General features: G+C 71.4%; 13 protein-coding genes. 7 read left to right on the top strand and 6 right to left on the bottom strand.

What is annotated here, in order from left to right:
• The first annotated feature begins 639 nt into the window (after positions 1 to 639).
• Positions 640 to 1,194 (top strand): HIT family protein, encoded by a 555-nt coding sequence (locus ACZ5GT_RS34480; RefSeq protein ID WP_469034366.1) that lies wholly within the window; start codon positions 640 to 642, stop codon positions 1,192 to 1,194.
• A 14-nt stretch (positions 1,195 to 1,208) separates the two neighbouring features.
• Here the strand turns inward: ACZ5GT_RS34480 and ACZ5GT_RS34475 are convergent, their stop codons facing one another.
• Genes ACZ5GT_RS34475 through ACZ5GT_RS34460 form a run of 4 tightly spaced genes read right to left on the bottom strand, consistent with a single transcriptional unit; the run spans position 1,209 to position 4,475 of the window.
• Complete coding sequence (locus tag ACZ5GT_RS34475; protein WP_469034321.1) at positions 1,209 to 1,976, bottom strand: hypothetical protein; 768 nt, start codon at positions 1,974 to 1,976, stop codon at positions 1,209 to 1,211.
• A complete protein-coding gene (gene thiL, locus ACZ5GT_RS34470) occupies positions 1,973 to 3,085 on the bottom strand; it encodes a thiamine-phosphate kinase (RefSeq protein WP_469034317.1) in 1,113 nt (370 codons plus the stop codon). The genes ACZ5GT_RS34475 and thiL overlap by 4 nt, the downstream gene beginning before the upstream one ends.
• Complete coding sequence (locus ACZ5GT_RS34465; protein WP_469034315.1) at positions 3,082 to 3,771, bottom strand: (d)CMP kinase; 690 nt, start codon at positions 3,769 to 3,771, stop codon at positions 3,082 to 3,084. The genes thiL and ACZ5GT_RS34465 overlap by 4 nt, the downstream gene beginning before the upstream one ends.
• 20 nt (positions 3,772 to 3,791) lie before the next feature.
• Positions 3,792 to 4,475, bottom strand: a complete 684-nt coding sequence (locus tag ACZ5GT_RS34460) for an HIT family protein (RefSeq protein ID WP_469034313.1) — start codon at positions 4,473 to 4,475, stop codon at positions 3,792 to 3,794.
• Between the two features lie 317 nt (positions 4,476 to 4,792).
• Here ACZ5GT_RS34460 and ACZ5GT_RS34455 point away from each other — a divergent pair, with 317 nt between their 5' ends.
• The 6 genes from ACZ5GT_RS34455 (at position 4,793) to ACZ5GT_RS34430 (ending at position 16,220) form a co-directional block, all read left to right on the top strand.
• Entirely contained in the window at positions 4,793 to 5,293 is a 501-nt protein-coding gene (locus ACZ5GT_RS34455; RefSeq protein WP_469034311.1) for a class I SAM-dependent methyltransferase, read from the top strand.
• A 131-nt stretch (positions 5,294 to 5,424) separates the two neighbouring features.
• A complete protein-coding gene (locus tag ACZ5GT_RS34450; protein ID WP_469034309.1) occupies positions 5,425 to 5,898 on the top strand; it encodes an ATP-binding protein in 474 nt (157 codons plus the stop codon).
• Between the two features lie 128 nt (positions 5,899 to 6,026).
• Positions 6,027 to 9,938: a BREX-2 system ATPase PglY family protein gene (locus tag ACZ5GT_RS34445; protein WP_469034307.1), complete on the top strand. Its 3,912-nt coding sequence runs from the start codon at positions 6,027 to 6,029 to the stop codon at positions 9,936 to 9,938.
• A complete protein-coding gene (pglZ, locus tag ACZ5GT_RS34440) occupies positions 9,938 to 12,667 on the top strand; it encodes a BREX-2 system phosphatase PglZ (RefSeq protein ID WP_469034305.1) in 2,730 nt (909 codons plus the stop codon). The genes ACZ5GT_RS34445 and pglZ overlap by 1 nt, the downstream gene beginning before the upstream one ends.
• Complete coding sequence (gene brxD, locus ACZ5GT_RS34435; RefSeq protein WP_469034303.1) at positions 12,664 to 14,013, top strand: BREX system ATP-binding protein BrxD; 1,350 nt, start codon at positions 12,664 to 12,666, stop codon at positions 14,011 to 14,013. The genes pglZ and brxD overlap by 4 nt, the downstream gene beginning before the upstream one ends.
• Complete coding sequence (locus tag ACZ5GT_RS34430; protein WP_469034301.1) at positions 14,010 to 16,220, top strand: DEAD/DEAH box helicase; 2,211 nt, start codon at positions 14,010 to 14,012, stop codon at positions 16,218 to 16,220. Before brxD ends, ACZ5GT_RS34430 begins: the two co-directional genes overlap by 4 nt.
• A gap of 74 nt (positions 16,221 to 16,294) precedes the next feature.
• Here the strand turns inward: ACZ5GT_RS34430 and groL are convergent, their stop codons facing one another.
• Entirely contained in the window at positions 16,295 to 17,917 is a 1,623-nt protein-coding gene (gene groL / locus ACZ5GT_RS34425) for a chaperonin GroEL (RefSeq protein ID WP_469034299.1), read from the bottom strand.
• 116 nt (positions 17,918 to 18,033) lie between these two features.
• The gene (groES, locus tag ACZ5GT_RS34420) at positions 18,034 to 18,342 is read right to left on the bottom strand and encodes a co-chaperone GroES (protein WP_055493212.1); all 309 of its coding nucleotides are present in this window, start codon (positions 18,340 to 18,342) and stop codon (positions 18,034 to 18,036) included.
• Positions 18,343 to 18,682 lie beyond the last annotated feature (340 nt).

Genomic DNA, 18,682 nt, shown 5'->3' with positions numbered 1-18,682 from the left:
GTTCCAGCACGCCGGCCACCCGCCGGCCGGCCTGCGCGCGGAGCCGGAGTTCGTCCCGCCCTTCCCGTCCGGTCGCCTCGCCGCTCTCCGCGAGCCGTCGCGGACCGGCCACGTCCGGCACGGTGCGCGCCATGATGACATCGGATGCCTGCCGGCCGGAGAGGGAACCGTAGCCGCAGAGCAGGCCCGACGCACGTCAAACAGGCGTCGAACGGCACCGGTTGCCTCCTGTGAGTGAACTGGCGCCGCACGTTCCCTTCCTCGGGCCATCCCACCCCTTTTCGTGCGATACCGTCGCCTCCGCAACCAGCCGGTCCGCACCGCAGCGATCGCCGGCTCGGCTCCCGGTCCCCGAAACGCACCGGTAGGACTTTCTGAGCGTGCGGCCTGCTCGCACCCACGCCTCACCGTGTCAGGCGTGGAGGACGGCTAGCGTACCGCCGAGGATTTCGCTACCGTTCGAGGTGCTAACCATCAGTCCACCCAAACTCATCACCATCGCCCGATTTTTGATGAAGTGCATGACTGTGGACGGGGCGCCCGGGGCTGTGCGACGAGAGTTCCCAACAACACCCCACAAGCCCGTCTGCCGCGACATCATGGTGCGTGCGCGGCTACACGGAGTCGACCTCAGAGAGAATGGAGCGAGCGATGGACCAGAAACGGTCGGACACCGAAGGAATTTTGCCCTCGCTCTTCAGAAGGTTAAGCCACTGGATTCGACGCAGTTCGGCGGAGACAGATTCCGCATGCATTTTCTGCCGGCGGAACCAACCCGATCTGAACAGAATCTTGCAGCAGAACAAGACGTTCTACGTCCGCTATGACAACTTCCCGGCCACCGCGGGCCATGTGGAGGTCGTTCCCAAACGCCACGTGGAGTCCTTCTTCGAGCTGACCCCCAGAGAGGTCAAGGACGCCTATGCCCTCATCCTCGCCACGCGGGAACGCCTCACGGAGGAACACGGCGACCTCGACGGGTTCACCATCGGCGTCAACGAGGGGCGAGCGGCCGGACGAACCGTCGACCACCTGCACATCCACCTGATCCCCCGGCGCTTCGGGGATGTCGCTGATCCTCGTGGCGGAATCCGGCAGGCGGTCCCGAACTGCGAGCCGGACCTCTGGGCCGCCAAGCCCGACGAGGAACCCGGGCTGAGGCAGCTCACCGACGCTCATACCGGCCGACGCTGAGATCCACGGCCGGATCACAGGACGTCGAAGTCGTCCTGCCCGATACGGGAGCACAACGAGTTCAGTTCGTGCCAGAAGTCATCCACGTCCATGGCGGCGTGGCCGTGTCGGGCATCGACGCTGACGCATCCGATGAAGTCACCCCCGCGACTCCTGATCGGGCTCGCGAAGACCGCCCCGCGGTGCGCGACACGCCGGAACTCCGGCCAGGTCAGGCCCATCACCGCGTCGGCGCCCCGGGCGTCCCGGTACCGCTCGAACTCCTGTCGGTCCGTCAGCCGGTCCGCCAGTTCCCGCACGTCGAAGGAAACCTCCTCGTTCCGCTTCCAGCAGAGGCCCACTACGCCCACCCCCTTGGTCGGCGCGAAGGACCTGGTGGCCGGGGTGCTTCCGAGGCGATACGTGACGGTGCGCCGCAGGTACCCCCGCAGCGGATGACGAAGCGACCGCTGGATCTGCCACACGTGCAGCCCGAGGTCACCCGTGTCCACGGGCGGCTGCGCGTTTCGCGCCACGGCCAGCATCTTGCCGAAGTGCGCCAGCACCTGCTGCCGGACGACGACCCGGCGCCCCACCCGCTGCCGGTCCGCGTAGCTCTGGAAGGGGGTGAGGGCGCCGAACAGGGCGACCGTGCAGACGAGCGTGACGACGACGTACGGATGGTTCAGCATCGCGTCGGCCCAGAACTGCTGGCTCGGCAGGTCGTACTGCCGGGCTATCAGCGCCAGGGATGCCCCGAGCAGTATCGATCGGTCCAGGAACTTGGCGGTCAGCGTTCTCATCTGGACTGCGGGTCGGACGAGCCGGAGGCCAGCAGGCTGACGTCGGACTTCTGGTGCTTCCACGCCACCCCGGGCAACGGGCGCGTTCCCTCGTCACTCACCGCCCACGCCTCTCCGTCGTCGGTGGCTTCGCCGATCACGAAGAATTCCAGCCCCATGGCGGTGAACTCCGCGCGGCATGCCTCCAGATCATCCGGGGCAAGGGTGAAGACCAACTGGAAGTCGGACGAGGCGCTCATCGTCAGAGCCAGCGGATCGACCCGCATGAGGTCCGCGACCATGCGCACCGCCGGGTCGACGGGAACGTCCCGCTCCGTGACGCGGAAGCCCACCCCGCTGGCCTGCATGATCTGCTCGATGGTGGCCTTGAGCCCGTCAGAGGTGTCCTGGCACGACGTGGCGAACGGCTTCTCGGACAGGACGCGTCCCTCGGCGACGCGGGCCCGAGGCCTTCGCCAACTGTCCAGGAGCCTCCGCGCCGCGTCCGCAGGAAGCCTGCGGGGCAGGAAGGAGTCCTGCTTCGGGAAATACGCGACCGCGGCTCCGAGCAGGCCGCAGGCGCCCGTGACACAGAGGAGGTCTCCCGGCCTGGCGCCGCTCCGTTTGAGTACCTTGCCCGGCCGGCAGACGCCCAGGGCGGTTCCGGAGAGGATGACGCGCTCGGCGTTGCCGATGTCGCCGCCCACATTGAGGGTTCCGGAATCGGTACACGCCTGATGGATTCCGGCCATGACCTCCCGGAACCCCGCATCGTCCAGCTCGTGCGGGTAGCGGACGACGCTGAGCAGGCCGATGGGTGTCGCGCCCATGGCGGCGATGTCGCTGATATTGGCCGCGGCCAGGTAATAGCCGATGTCGAAGTCCGATAACAGGCCCATTTCATGGAGAATGAATTTCGGGCCGCGAATGTAGTCCGATCCCACGACCAGGGTCACCGGCGATCCGATGTCGTACACCGCGCAGTCGTCCCGCACGTCCGCGCCCATGCTCAGGACCACGTCCAGTCCGCCCGGTCCCACATCGGCTCCGGACTGGCCGCTGAAGAACTCACTCACCAGTTGCTTCACCCGTGTCGGCTCGTCCGAGTAGACCGGTTCCTGCGAGGTCATGATTCATCGCACCTTTCTCCGAGTACTGGCGCCGAGGTGTTCCTCAGCCTGTTCAGGGCGCATGTGGACACCGCCGAAGCGGGAAGATACGTCGTGTCGATCTCGATGGAGTCGGGGAGCGACCGGACGGCGGCCCGGTTCTCCTCGTCGCGCTGCGTGGGCGGGCCCACCGCCGTGGAGCGGTCGCTCCGGTCGCGGTACTGCGCACGCCGCCGTTCCCTGCGCACGGCCAGACTGGCGGTCAGGTAGATCCGCAGACGCGCCGCCGGCAGGAGAGTCATGGCCACGTCTCTGCCGACGGCGACGACATCGCCGTGCTTCTCGACGATGGCCTGATGCATGCGCAGGATCTCCTCGCGCCAGGCGGAATCCTGCGCGACCGTCTTGAGTCTGCTGTCCAGGGACTGATCCCAGATCCCCTCGGTGATGTCCTTGCCGTGCAGGAGAATGGCGTGGTCCTGCACCGGTTCTCCGGTCCTGTCGTACACGACGGGCCGGTGCTCCAGAGCGGAGTGCAGCCGGGTTCGCAGGCTCTCCGCCGGCTCCCGGGAGAGGGCATAGGCCAGGCTTCGATAAGTGAGTCCGGTATCCAGGAAAGCCAGTCCGACGGACTGGGCAAGACGTGTGGCCAGAGTGGTTTTTCCACTGGCCGTGGGTCCGTCGATGGAAATCGAAATGCGCGGCACGTGCCGCCCTCCACATGTGCTCAGGATGACGTCCCCACGGCCGGCAGGGCGTCCCGCCAACTCCTGGTGATCGTCATGGTCTCGCGGAGCAGCTCCTTGCGGACGACCAGGGCGTAGTCCCAGAGCGGGTCGGGGATGTCCAGCAGACGGCCGACGACGGAGCGCAGATACTGGCTGCGCATGGGGGTATGCCCGTCGTACACCTTGTATTCGCCCTCATGGGCGCAGAGAAAATACGGCTCACCCCGCAGGGCCGCCAGGCCTTTGATGCCGGCGAGGGAAACAGCGGGCAGCCCGTCCGCAGCCATCAGAGAATCGACGTGATGACCATCGACGGGCAGTATGTGCCAATGCGCGTGAGAAATGCACGCGCGTGTCCGCATGGCGGCGGAGGATCCGTGCTCAAGTATCGTAAGCGGTCCGAAGGCACTTCGATATAAGGACTTTAAGACCGAGAACACGGCCGCCAGTTCACCATGACGCACATCGACGAACTCGGCAAAGCTGAGATAATGTTCGACCGGGAGAAGCAGCAGATGACCGGCGCACAGGGGAGACATGTCGGCGATGAGGCGGAACCGCGAGGTTTCCCAGATGACACGGCTCGGCGGGTCGCCCCCGTAAATCGCCGAGAAAGTGGTGTCCGGCGCACCTGCGATTTCCTCGCAGAATTCCGAATCGACACAGCGGAGTCCGCTTTCCATGCCTACCCCTTGTCCAAGGGCTCAGCCGAGGAGAGAATAAAGTCGGGAGGACTTTACAGGATGCCGCAGGGGCACACAAGTAAAAAGGTTGTCGCTCGTCGAAGTTGACTGAAACAATGTACGTCGGATTGTCTGCGTCTTTTCGGCTCTGTCTTCTGCATGGATGGTGAGTAATGCGTGAGGCTGAGAGAAACCACCCAGCGGGTCCAGAACAGAGTAGACGCTTCTCCCCCGCGGGCACGACGGGCTATGGCGCCGCGGCCGAAGATCTCGCGCGCCAGTACGAAAGCATCTCCTTCCAAAATGTCCACGGTGAGATGCTCCCCCTGTTTCCGCCTCCTCCCGCCAGGGTCGCCGACCTGGGCTCGGGGTCCGGCAGGGACGCGGCGGCGCTCGCCGGACTGGGCCACGACGTGGTGGCGGTCGAACCGACGCCCGAACTCCGCGAGATCGGACAGCGACTGCACGCGGACGCGCCCCTCACCTGGATCGACAGCGCACTGCCCGGACTCCCCGGCGTGCACGGACCCTTCGACCTCGTGCTGATCGTCGCCGTATGGATGCACCTGGAGCACGGAGACCGGGAGGCAGCCATGACGCGCGTCCGGTCGCTGCTGTCCCCGACGGGGCGCGTGCTCATCACCCTTCGGCACGGTCCCGTCCCACCCGGGCGGCGTATGTTCGATGTTCCCCTGTCCGAGACGATCCGGCTGGCGCGCCGGGCCGGACTCGACGTACTGATGGTCCGCGAGCAGCCGGACCTGCAGCGACGCCCAGGGGTCTCGTGGAGCGTGCTGCTACTGCGGGCCAGGCTCTGACCGGGCGAAGCGCGCGCCTGCCAGGGGGCAACCCCGACAACCCCGGCAGAGCTTCCCGTCGCCCCCACAGAGCGCCACCGTGGGGGTGTCGTACCTGGTGAGCGGGGGTTTCACCACGGGATCTTCGGGACATGACCACGTCCCCCCGCCAGGAGCGGCGGTCCACGCTGCCGCTCCCGCTCGCCGACCAGACGGTTCTCTCGTTCCGCTTCACCGCGTCCCCACGCGGTGCCCGGCTCGCCCGCCGGCTCGCCTCCTGCCAGATGGACGCCTGGGGCTGGCGCCACCGGACCGCCGTGCACGATTCCGTGGAACTGATCGTCGCCGAACTGGCCAACAACGCCGCGACCCACGGCCGCGTGCCCGGACGCGACGCCAGTCTGCGTCTGACGCGGTTCCGCGTCACCGGCCGCATCCGCATCGAGGTCAGCGACGCCCGCGGGGAGCGGCACCCCGCCCCCGTCCGGGACGGCCTGCCCGATGACGAAGGCGGACGCGGTCTCGCGCTGGTCGCCGCACTGGCCGAGGAGTGGGGCATCGCCCCGCGGCCCGGTGCGCCGGGCAAGACCGTGTGGGCGGTGGTGGCGGCGCCCGGCGCGCCGTAGCGGCGGCCCGGCCCGCGCTCCCGCACCGGTCCACTCCCCGCAGACCGCCCCAGCCGCCCGCCGCGACCTGGCAGGATGAATGGGACGTACAAGGGACACACGGGGACCACGGGGAGCGGGAGCAGTCGATGGCCAGGGGCGCGGGCGAGACGGTCGTACTGAGAGACGTGCTCGACATCAAGGAGGACGTCTACGCCGGCGACTTCAAGGTCGAGCTGTCCCAGGGGTTCACCGGCAGGGCCGCCGGGCGCGTCGAGGAGTACGTCGTCACCCCGCAGCTGCAGGAGCAGTTCCGCAAGGCGCTGAACCTGGTGCGCGGCGCGGTACGCAAGAACACCTCCTACGCCGCCTACCTGCACGGCTCCTTCGGCGCCGGTAAGAGCCACTTCCTCACCGTGCTGCACGCCGTCCTCAACAACGACCCGTCCGTGCGGACCAAGCCCCGGCTGCGGGAGGTCGTCGCCGAGCACGACGACTGGCTGCGCGGGAAGCGGTTCCTGATGGTGCCCTACCACCTCGTGGGCGCCGCGAACCTGGACGAGGCCCTGCTCGGCGGGTACGTGCGGGCGGTGCGCGAGCGGCACCCGGAGGCGCCCACCCCGATCGTGTTCCGTTCCGACGCCATGCTGGCGGACGCCCGGCGCATGCGGGAGCAGCTCGGGGACGACGCCTTCGTGCGGCTGCTCCCGGCCGACCCCGGCGGCCCCGACGACGGCGAGGACGACGAGCTGCAGGTGATCGGCGCGGGCGGGGCCTGGACGTCCGGCGAGCTGGACGACGCCTTCACCGCGCCCGCCGGGGACCAGCGGCGCGAACGGCTGGTGTCCGCGCTGCTCAGCGGGCCGATGCGGTCGTACGCGGAGAGCGCGCACGGTGACGCGGCCAAGTATGTGCCGCTGGAGACCGGGCTCGCCGCGATCAGCAGGCACGCCCGCGCCCTGCACTACGACGGCGTGGTGCTGTTCCTCGACGAGCTGGTGCTGTGGCTCCAGGCCCACATGAGGGACCGCACCTTCGTCAACAGCGAGATCCAGAAGCTGGTGAAGCTGATCGAGTCGGGCGACGCGGACCGGCCCGTGCCGATCGTGTCGTTCATCTCGCGTCAGCGCGACCTGTCCCAGCTCGTCGGCTCCGACGTGCTCGGCGCCGACGTCAAGGCGATGGAACAGGCCCTCGAATACCTCAACGAGCGATTCGACACCGTCGACCTGGAGGACCGCAACCTGCCGGAGATCATCAAGGAGCGGGTGCTGAAGCCGCTGCCCGGCAAGGAGGCGGTGCTGGACAGCTCCTTCGCCGGCATCGACCGCTCCAACCAGCAGGTCAAGGACATCCTGCTGGACGGCGGCGGCGCCACCCAGGCCGACTGGTCCGACTTCCGGGCCGTGTACCCGCTGTCCCCGGCGCTGCTCAACGTCCTCGTCGCCCTGTCCGGCGCGCTCCAGCGCGAACGCACCGGCCTCAAACTCGTCCAGCAACTGCTGCAGCACAACGCCGGCGCCGCCGTCGGCCGGCTCATCCCGCTGGGCGACCTGTGGGACGTCCTCGTCGACGGCACCCGCGCCGCCTTCACCGACAAGCTGAAGCGCGAGTCCGAGGCCGCGGTGAAGTTCCACGCCAAGGCGCGCGCCCACCTGCTGGACAAGTACGGCTCCGACACGCACACCGACTTCCAGGCCGACGACCGGTTCGTCAAGACACTGCTGCTGGGCGCGCTCGCCCCCGACGTGCCCGCGCTGCGGCGGCTGACCGGAGCACGGCTCGCCGCGCTCAACCACGGCTCGGTGCGCTCCCGGACCGTGCCCGCCGGCGACGTCGTCGTGCGCCGCATGCGCGACCTGCAGGCCGCGTTCCCGTCCGAGGTGCGCTCCGACGGCGAGGCCGACCCCGTGTTCTCGCTGCACCTGTCCGACCTCGACATCGAGCCGCTGCTCGACGCCGTCGCCGAGGAGGACAAGGCGGGCGTGCGCCGGGTGTGGCTGCGCGACCGGCTGTGGGACGCCATCGGCGTGCGGGACGGGCAGTTCGTCGCCGAGAAGGAGATCGTCTGGCGGGGCACCCGGCGCGTCGCCGAGTTCGTCTTCGGCAACGTACGAGACCGCGCCGACCTGCCCGACGAGCAGTTCACCCCGGCCACGTCCGGCAACGTGCGGTTCGTCGTCGACTACCCCTTCGACGACGGCGACCACTACCCCAGCGACGACTTCCACCGCGTCGAAGAGCTGAAGAAGGACGGGCTGACCGCCCCGACCCTCGTATGGCTCACCGACTTCTTCTCCGACCAGCGCAAGGCACAGCTCGGCCGGCTCATGCGGATCACCTTCCTGCTGGAGCGCGACCGGCTCGCCGACTACACCGGCACCTTCCCGCCCGACGACCGGGCCAAGGTCCGGCGGCAGCTCGAAGTGGCCCGTGACACGCTCACCGACCAGCTCACCGGGGCGCTCGCCGAGGTGTACGGGCTGGCCCGGCCCACCGACGCCAACCCCGGCCCGGAAGTCCCCGACGGGCGGCACGTGCTCTCGCTCCAGCCGGAGTTCGCGCAGCCCCGCACGGAGGGCGGCAAGGGCTTCGAGGCGAACGCGCAGCACCTGGCCGACGGCATGTTCTCCGCGCTCTACCCCAAGCACCCCGACTTCGGGCCGGACCCCAAGGGGCAGCGCAAGGCGGTGACGGCCGGCGAGCTGCGCACGGCCCTGGAGTGGATCACCCGGGCGATGGACGAGGGCGGGCGTGCCCAGAACGTCGACAGCCACCACCTGAAGACCGTCAAGCGGATCGTGGAGCCGCTGGAACTCGGCACCGTCCACGACGGCCCCCTCGTCATGCGGCAGGACTGGCGCACCCGCATCAACCAGGCCGCGTCCGCGCACAAGCAGCGCGGCGACCTCGCCGTCGAGGACATCCGCACCTGGATCACCAAGGACCTCGGCCACGGCGGGCTCGACAAGCTCACCGGGAACCTCCTCATCGCCGCGTACGCGCTGCTCGACGACCGGGCCTGGGTATACCAGGGCGGCCCGGAGCGGGAGGCGCCCGCCCTGCACGAGATCGGGCCCGGCTGGTCGCTGCGGTCCCAGCCGCTGCCCGGCGAGGACGAGTACGCGGTGGCCCGGGACCGGGCGGCCCGGCTGTTCGGCGTCACCGCCAAACCGGCCATGTACGCGCGCAACGTCAACCGGCTCGCCGAAGGCATCCGCGCCCGGGCGGAGTCCTGGGAGAAGGACGTGGCCGGGGTGCGGGCGTCGCTGGAGCGGCACGCCGCGCTGCTCGGTCTGGACGCTGAGGGGCAGACCGCGCCGCGTACCGCGATCCTGCGGGAGGCCGCGGGCCTGCTCGCCCGGCTGACGCGGCACGGCAGCGACGCGACCGCGCTGGTGCGCGAGCTGGCGTCGGCCTCGTTCACCGCGACCGAGCGGGACCTCAACACCGCCATGGGCAGCGCCGGCGAGGTGCTGCGGGCGCTGGACGACGCCGCCTGGCCCGCCCTGACGAACGTACGCGGCCTGACCGGCCGTGAGGACGGCGTGGGCGACCGGGCCCGACGGCTGTTCGACGAGATCGCCGTCACCGCCCGGGCCTCCGAGTTCGAGCGGTCGCTGGTGCCGGTGCTCGGCGAGGCGGGCGAGAAGGCCAACGCGATCATCAACGCGGCGCTGGCGGTGGAGACCGCGTTCACGCCCCGGCAGGAGCCCGCACCGGGCGCGCAGCACGTGCGGGTCAGCGAGCCGGAGGTGGCGACCCACCACCCCGCGGGCCCGCGGCCGGGGGCGGGCGGCACGGTGGTGCCGCAGGCCGGCCCCGCCGCCGCCCAGGCGCCTGACGCTTCCGGCACACCGCCGCGCGCTCCGAGGTCGGGACGCCGGGTCGTCGCCGCGGCCGGTGCGACGCCGTTGGAGGAGCTGCTGGCCGGAGAACTCGCCGGTGTCCGCGACGACATCCGCGCCTACCTCACCGCCCACCCGGACGCCGCCGTGGAGATCAGCTGGCGGCCGGTGGAGTCCGCGGAGGGGGCCGAGAACGCCGGGGAGGCCCGCTGATGGCGGCCCGGCCCGCCGCCGGGCGGCGCGCCGTCGAAGTGCTGCTGGAGACGGAACTGCCCGGGGCCGGGGACCGCCGCCTCGTCCTGGTCGACGCCGTGTGGGCGGGCAGCGACGAGGAACTCGAGTTCACCGTGCAGGTGGACGGCAGCACGCGCCGCGTCCGCGTCACCGACCAGGACTCGCCGCTCGGCATCGCCGACGCCTGGCGGCGCCACCTCGCCGAGACCGGCCCGGACGGCGACGGCGTCCTCGTCGTCACCGGCACCGTCCCCGCCGACCAGCTCGGCTGGGACCTGCGCGGACACGCGGTCCGCCGCCGGCCGCTGGCCGTCGAACGGGCCGACATCGTCAAGCAGCTCTTCGGAGCCGGCGACCTCGACACCCGTATGGTGCGCGAGACGTGGCTGCTCGACGCGCTCCTGGAGGCGGAACCGCCCGGCGGCTGGCCGCGGACGGGTTCCGTCCTCACCCGCGACCGGGCCGTACGCGCCCTGCTCGCCGCCCGCGTCGGACTCGGCGACGCCGCCGACGACTCCCCGGACCTGGACGCGGACACCCTCTTCGACTGGAGCCGCACCCCGGCCGGGCCGCGGCGCTTCGCCGAACTGCCCGAGCAGGAGCGCGCCGGGCTCACCGTCTGGCTGGAGGAGGTGGCCGGGCCCGCGGCGCCGACCCTGCTCGCGCTGGCCGCCCACGGCCGCGGCGCCGACGCGCTGCCGCTGGGCGCGCTCGCCTCGGCGGCCCTCGCCTGTCCGGCCGCCGCCGACGCCGGGTTCGCCCTGGGCACCCTCTTCGGCGGAGCCCTGCGCTCCTTCGACGCGCTGACGCCGTACGCGGCCGCCGCCACCGGAGTGCTGACCCGGTGGATCGCGCAGGCGGAAGCCGGCGGCCCGTCCGGGGCGGACGCCCGCGCCCGGGTGCTGGCCGTGCTGGAGCAGGCCGACCGGCTCGCCGAGACCGCGCGCCTGACCGGTCTGCTCACCGGCGACCGGCTGCTGCCCTCCGGATACCGGGCCCGGCTGCGGACCCTCGCCACCACGCTCGACGCCCGCCCAGCCGCCGCCGAGGCCGCGCTGCGCGACCTCGCGGACCACCAGCTCACCAGGCTCCACGCGGAGTCCACCGAGCGGGCACGCACCGCCGTCCGGCTGCTGCGCTGGCTCGACACCCCGCTTCCCCCGCTGGAGTCGGTCGGCCAGAGCGTGTGCCATCACATGGAGTCCACCGGCTGGGTGGACCTGGCGACCGGCATACTCGCCGAGGGCGACACCTCACGCGACGGCACGGTCGGGGAGGCCTACCACCGGCTCATCGGCCGGGTGCGGGACCGGCGCCGACAACTCGACGAACGGTTCGCCCGGCTCCTCGCCATCTGGGCCGAAAGCGCGTCGCAGCAGGCACCGAACGGGGCGCTGCTGATCGAGGACGTGCTGACGGAGGCCGCCGCTCCGCTCGCCCGGGAGGGCGGCCGGCCGCTGATCCTCGTCCTGGACGGGATGAGCGCGGACGTCGCCGCCGAACTGGCCGCCGGGCTCGACCGGCGGGACTGGACCGAGATCGTCCCCACGGCACCCACGGGGCGCCGTCCCGGCCGGCTCGCCGCGGTCGCCATGCTGCCGACCGTCACCCGGATCAGCCGGGCCTCCCTGCTCGCCGGAACCGCCACCGAAGGCGGCCAGGACGTCGAGCGCGCCGGATTCACCGCCTTCTGGAAGAAGCGGCGGCGGACGGCCAGGCTCTTCCACAAGGGAGGCTACGAAGGAGCAGCCGGACACCGCCTCGCGCCCGAACTGCTCGGCGCGCTCCAGGACGACGACACCGTCGTCGGGGTCGTCCTCAACACCATCGACGACGCGCTCGCCGACGGGCGGGACAACGGACGCGCCCGATGGGGCACGTCCGACATCGCCAAACTGGCCGACCTGCTCGACGCCGCCCGCGGCGCGGGCCGGCCGGTCCTGCTCGTCTCCGACCACGGGCACGTCCTCGACCGCAGCCCGCGCGAGGCGGGCCCCACACCGGCCGACGGCGTGCAGGGAGCACGCTGGCGCACCGGACCGGCCCAGCCCGGCGAAGTGGAACTGACCGGACCGCGCGTGCGGGCGGGCAGCGGGCGGATCACCGCCGCCTGGCGTGACGACCTGCGCTACACCTCCCGCCAGGCCGGCTACCACGGAGGCGCCTCACTCGCCGAGGTCACCGTGCCGGTCCTGGCGTTCGTCCCGTCCGGCAGCGAGATCCCGTCCGGCTGGACGGCGCTGCCCGCCGAGAACACCACCCCCGCATGGTGGCGCGGCGGCGAGACGGCCGAACCGCCACAGCCCGCCGCGGCACCGCGCGGCAGGGACACCCGCAGGCGGCAACCGCAGTCCGAAGGGCTGTTCCCGCAGCCCGGACACGGCACACTCGGCGAGCGGACCGTGCGCAGCAAGCCGTACGAGACACAGCGCGAGTTCGTGCGCAACGCGCCCGGCAACGCCGCCGTGGCCGCGGCACTCGACGCGCTGCTCGAAGCGGGCGGCAAGCTGTCGCCGGCCGCCGTCGCCGCGGCCGCGCAGTCGGCCACCGGCCGGTCGGAACGCAACCCCCAGCGCTTCGTCACCATGCTCGAACGTCTGCTCAACATCGACGGATACCCGGTGCTCCAGCTCGTGGAGTCCGGGCGCACCGTCCACCTCGACAGGGAGCTGCTCCGGCAGCAGTTCGCGGAAGGCACGCCGACGTGAGCACTCCGGCTCCCCACCCGCCCGGCGCCGCCGGGATCAGCGCCGCCCGCGCCCGGGACGTCGTCGACGCCCTGCGCCGCGGCACCGTGCCGCAGCAGGGGCTCGGCCTGTTCGCCGTCGGTCTGGACCGGTTCGCCGATGCCCTGGACGACGACCTGTCCACCGTCGCCCGCGGCGGCAGCGCCTTCCACGCGCTGCGCGGCGAGTACGGCTCCGGAAAGACGTTCTTCGCCCGCTGGCTCGCCGAACGGGCCAAGAAGCGCGGTCTGGCCGTGAGCGAGGTGCAGATCTCCGAGACGGAGACCCCGCTGCACCGCCTGGAGACCGTCTACCGCCGGCTCACCGAACGACTGACCACGTCCACGCATCCGCCCTCCGCACTGCGCGCGGTGATCGACTCCTGGTTCTACGCCCTGGAGGAAGAGGTCATCGGCGCCGGGGACGCGGACGAGGACGACGAGGCCGGGCTCGCCCGTGCCGTGGACGCCCTGCTGGAGCTGCGGCTGACGGACGTGGCCCGCACCACCCCCGCCTTCTCCGCCGCCCTGCGCGGCTACCGCGAGGCGGTCGCGGCGGGCGACGGGGCACGCGCCGAGGCGCTGATCGCGTGGCTGGGCGGACAGCGGTCCGTGGCCGCGGCGGCCAAGCGGGCCGCCGGCGTGCGGGGCGACCTGGACCACTTCGCCGCGCTGGGCTTCCTGCAGGGCCTGCTGACCGTACTGCGGGACTGCGGGCACCCCGGGCTGCTGCTCGTCCTCGACGAGGTGGAGACCCTGCAGCGGGTGCGCGGCGACGTACGGGAGAAGTCCCTGAACGCCCTGCGCCAGCTCCTCGACGAGATCGACGCCGGACGGTTCCCAGGCCTGTTCCTCGTGATCACCGGCACACCCGCCTTCTACGACGGTCAGCAGGGTGTGCAGCGCCTGGCACCGCTGGCCCAGCGGCTGGCCACGGACTTCACCACGGACCCGCGCTTCGACTCCCCGCGGGCCGTCCAGCTCCGCCTGCCCGGCTTCGACCTCGCCTCGCTCGGCGAGCTGGGCCGCAAGGTACGCGCGGTGTACGAGGCCACCGCACGCCACCCCGAGCGCGTCGCCGGACGGGCCGACGACGCCTACCTCGACGAACTGGCACGCGCCGTCACCGGCTCGCTCGGCGGCAAGGCGGGCATCGCGCCCCGGCTCTACCTGCGGAAACTGGTGGCCGACGTACTCGACCGGATCGACACGTTCGACGACTTCGACCCCCGCGTCCACTACACGCTCACGGTCAACACCACGGAACTCGACGAGGTGGAACGCAACGCCGCGGCGAGCGCCGGGGACGTGGACCTGGAGCTGCCGTGAGCGCCGACGCGCTGGACCTGCTCGACCCGATCCTGACCCACCACATCGTCAACACGCTCGGCTGGCGCTCGCTGCGCCCGCTGCAGGAGGAGGCGATCGGGCCGCTGCTGTCCGGGCAGGACGCCGTGCTGCTGGCCCCGACCGCCGGAGGCAAGACCGAGGCCGCCACGTTCCCCCTGCTCACCCGGGCCCAGCGGCACGGCTGGAAGGGCACCGGCATCCTGTACGTCACTCCGCTGAAGGCGCTCCTGAACAACCTGCACCCGAGGCTGGAGACGTACGCGGGCTGGGTGGGCCGCACCGCGGAGCTGTGGCACGGCGACATCGCGACCAGCAGACGCCGCCGCATCCTGGCCCAGCGGCCGGACCTGCTCCTCACCACGCCGGAGTCGCTGGAGGCGATGCTGGTCAGCACCCACGTGGACCACCGCACGTTCTTCTCCGGACTGCACAGTGTGGTGGTCGACGAGGTGCACGCCTTCGCCGGTGACGACCGCGGCTGGCATCTGCTCGCCGTGCTGGAGCGGCTGCAGCGGATCGTCGGGCGGCCGGTGCAGAGGGTGGGCCTGTCGGCCACTGTCGGCAATCCGCACGAGCTGCTGGACTGGCTCCAGGGGTCGGGGCGGGGCCGGCGGCCCGGGCAGGTCGTCGCACCCGGTGTCGCGCTCCCCGAATCCGGTACCGCGGCGGCCCCGCCCTCGGCTGCCGGGCCCTCGGCTGCCGGGCCCTCGGCTGCCGGGCCCTCGGCAGCCCGGCCCGCCACGGCTCCCCCGCCGGGCGACATCGAGCTGGACTACGTCGGCTCCGTCGCCAACGCGGCCACGGTCGTCGCCGCCCTGCACCGGGGCGAGAAGCGCCTGGTGTTCTGCGAGAGCCGCCGTACCGTCGAGGAGCTGGGCGAGCAGCTCAGACTGCGCGGCGTCACCACGTTCCTGTCCCACGCCTCGCTGTCCGCGGACGAACGGCGGCGTGCCGAACAGGCCTTCGCTGAGGCCCGGGACTGTGTGATCGTGTCCACCAGCACCCTGGAACTCGGCATCGACGTCGGGGACCTGGACCGGGTGATCCAGCTCGACGCGCCGCAGACCGTCGCGTCGTTCCTGCAACGCCTGGGCCGTACCGGCCGTCGCCCCGGGACCCGCCGCAACTGCCTCTTCCTCGCCCTCACCGATACCGGTCTGCTGTCCGCGGCGGCCCTGCTGCTCGCCTGGTCGCGCGGCTGGGTGGAACCGGTGACCCCGCCTCCCGAACCGCGGCACCTGGTCGCCCAGCAGGTGCTCGCCCTGTGCCTGCAGGAACACCGGGTCGGGGAGAACCTGTGGCAGGAGTGGTGGGGCGGACTGGACACCTTCGGGAAGGCGGCCGAGCCCATCGTGCATCACCTGGTGGAGCAGGGTTACCTGGACCGGGACGGCGGCCTGCTGTTCATCGGGCCCGAGGCCGAACGGCGTTTCGGGCACCGCCACTTCATGAACCTGACGGCGTCGTTCACCGCGCCACCGGAGTTCACCGTGCTCAGCGGGCGGACCGAGATCGGCCGCACCGACCCGGACCTGCTCACCGAGGAGGTCGAGGGACCGCGGAAGCTGCTGCTGGCGGGCCGCAGCTGGCTGGTGACGTACATCGACTGGCGCCGCAGGCGCTGCTTCGTCGAGCCCGTGGACGAGGGCGGGCGTGCCAGGTGGAACGGCTTCGGCCCGGACCGTGTCCGGTCGTTCACCCTGACCCGTGCCGACCGGGAGGTCCTGCTGGGCGCCGACCCGCCCGTCGTCCTCACCCGCCGCGCGCAGGCGAAACTGGCCGAGGCACGCGACGCCCACCGGGACGTGGTGCACCCGGCCGGTACGGTCGTCACCCGCCGGGCGGACGGCGACGTGCGGTGGTGGACCTGGGGCGGACACCGGGCGAACGCCACACTGGCCGCCTCCCTCCCCTCCGTCGTGCTGCCCCACCGGGTCACCGACGACCGGTTCGTGAGGCTGCGTGACGACGTGACCCCGCAGACATGGCGGGCCGCCGCAGCGGACGCCGGCAACGGCGTGACGCTGCCCGAGGTGGACCTGCGCGCAGTACGGGGCCTGAAGTTCGCGGAGGCGCTCCCCCCACGGCTCGCGGAGGCCACCCTCGCCGCCCGTCTGGCGGACACATACGGGGCGCGGGCGCTGCTCGCGGAGAACGTCAGGTTCCTGGTGCGCACCGACGGCTGATCGGATCCGCCGCGCACAAGGGGGAAGGCCCTGCTCCGGTCAACCGGAGCAGGGCCTTCCTGTGAGCATGCGGCTCAGTGGCTGTGGCCGTGGCTGTGGCCCGCGGCCGGCTCTTCCTCTTCCTTCTTCTCGACGACCAGGGTCTCGGTCGTCAGGAGGAGGGAGGCGATGGAGGCGGCGTTCTCCAGGGCGGAGCGGGTGACCTTCACCGGGTCGATGACGCCGGCCTTGACCAGGTCGCCGTACTCGCCGGTGGCGGCGTTGTAGCCGTTGCCCTTCTCCAGCTCCTTGACCTTGGAGACGATGACGTAGCCCTCCAGGCCCGCGTTCTCCGCGATCCAGCGCAGCGGCTCGACCACGGCGCGCGCGACGACGGAGACGCCGGTGGCCTCGTCGCCGGTCTTGTCGAGGTTGCCCTCGAGGACCTTGGCGGCGTGGACCAGCGCGGAGCCACCACCGGAGACGATGCCCTCCTCGACCGCGGCGCGGGTCGCGGAGATGGCGTCCTCCAGACGGTGCTTCTTCTCCTTCAGCTCCACCTCGGTGGCGGCGCCGACCTTGATCACGCACACGCCGCCGGCCAGCTTGGCGAGGCGCTCCTGGAGCTTCTCGCGGTCCCAGTCGGAGTCGGTGGTCTCGATCTCGGCCTTGATCTGGGCGACGCGGCCGTGGACGTCCTCGGACTTGCCGGCGCCGTCGACGAGGGTGGTGTCGTCCTTGGTGACCGTCACGCGGCGGGCGGAGCCCAGCACGTCCAGGCCGACCTGGTCGAGCTTGAGGCCGACCTCCTCGGAGACGACCGTGGCGCCGGTGAGGATCGCCATGTCCTGCAGCATCGCCTTGCGGCGGTCACCGAAGCCGGGGGCCTTGACCGCGACCGCGTTGAAGGTGCCGCGGATCTTGTTGACCACCAGGGTCGACAGGGCCTCGCCCTCGACGTCCTCGGCGATGATCAGCAGCGGCTTGGAGGAGTTGGCCTGGATGACCTTCTCCAGCAGCGGCAGCAGGTCGGCGATCGCGGAGATCTTGCCCTGCGTGATCAGGATGTAGGGGTCGTCGAGGACGGCCTCCATGCGCTCCTGGTCGGTGACGAAGTACGGCGACAGGTAGCCCTTGTCGAAGGCCATGCCCTCGGTGAAGTCCAGCTCCAGGCCGAAGGTGTTGGACTCCTCGACGGTGATGACGCCGTCCTTGCCGACCTTGTCCATCGCCTCGGCGATGAGCTCGCCGACCTGCTGGTCCTGGGCGGACAGCGCGGCGACGGCGGCGATGTCGGACTTCTCCGCGATCGGGCGGGCCGACGCCAGCAGGTCCTCGGAGACGGCGGCGACGGCGGCGTCGATGCCCTTCTTCAGGGCGGCGGGGGAGGCGCCGGCGGCCACGTTCTTCAGGCCCTCGCGGACCAGGGCCTGGGCCAGCACGGTGGCGGTGGTGGTGCCGTCACCCGCGATGTCGTTGGTCTTGGTCGCCACCTCCTTCACCAGCTGGGCGCCGAGGTTCTCGTACGGGTCCTCGATCTCGACCTCGCGGGCGATGGTGACGCCGTCGTTGGTGATGGTGGGAGCGCCGAACTTCTTGTCGATGACGACGTTGCGGCCCTTGGGGCCGATCGTCACCTTGACCGTGTCGGCAAGCTTGTTGACGCCGCGCTCGAGGGCGCGACGGGCGTCCTCGTCGAACTTCAGGATCTTCGCCATGACAGCGTGAGCCCTCTCGGAAATCTAGGTGAAAGAAACTGCGCCCCGGGCGCCCGGCTTCTTGTGTGGTCGCGGGGGCCAGGGGCGCAGCTAAGAGCGGAATGCTCGAGGTGGGACTACTTCTCGATGATCGCGAGGACGTCGCGAGCCGAGAGGACGAGGTACTCCTCGCCGTTGTACTTCACCTCGGTGCCGCCGTACTTGCTGTACAGCACGATGTCGCCGGTCTTGACGTCGAGCGGAAGACGCTCGCCGTTCTCGAAGCGGCCCGGGCCCACGGCCAGGACGACGCCCTCCTGGGGCTTCTCCTTGGCGGTGTCCGGAATGACCAGGCCAGAGGCCGTGGTCTGCTCGGCGTCCAGCGGCTGGACCACAATGCGGTCCTCGAGCGGCTTGATGGCAACCTTGGAGCTGGCGGTCGTCACGATCCGACCTCCCCCTTCGGAGATCTCACGGGGTTAACTGTCTGAGGTGGCGACCAGGTCGATCCGTCGTCGCGGGTGCCGGACCTGCCCGTCGCGTTGTTGGCACTCTCCAGGGGGGAGTGCCAGAGCCGAGACTATGACCGCGATTAGCACTCGGTCAAGCGGAGTGCCAATCACGGCGGCGCGTCGGCCGGGATTGCGTGGTGCGCGGGGGGCGTGCGGGGGGCTGTGGGGGCGCCTGCGGGGCCGGGGGGGGGGGGGGGGGGGGGGGGGGGGGGGGGGGGGGGGGGGGGGGGGGGGGGGGGGGGGGGGGGGGGGGGGGGGGGGGGGGGGGGGGGGG

The sequence above is a fragment of the Streptomyces sp. NPDC031340 genome (assembly GCF_055569945.1).
This window is presented reverse-complemented; position numbering and strand designations above follow the sequence as displayed.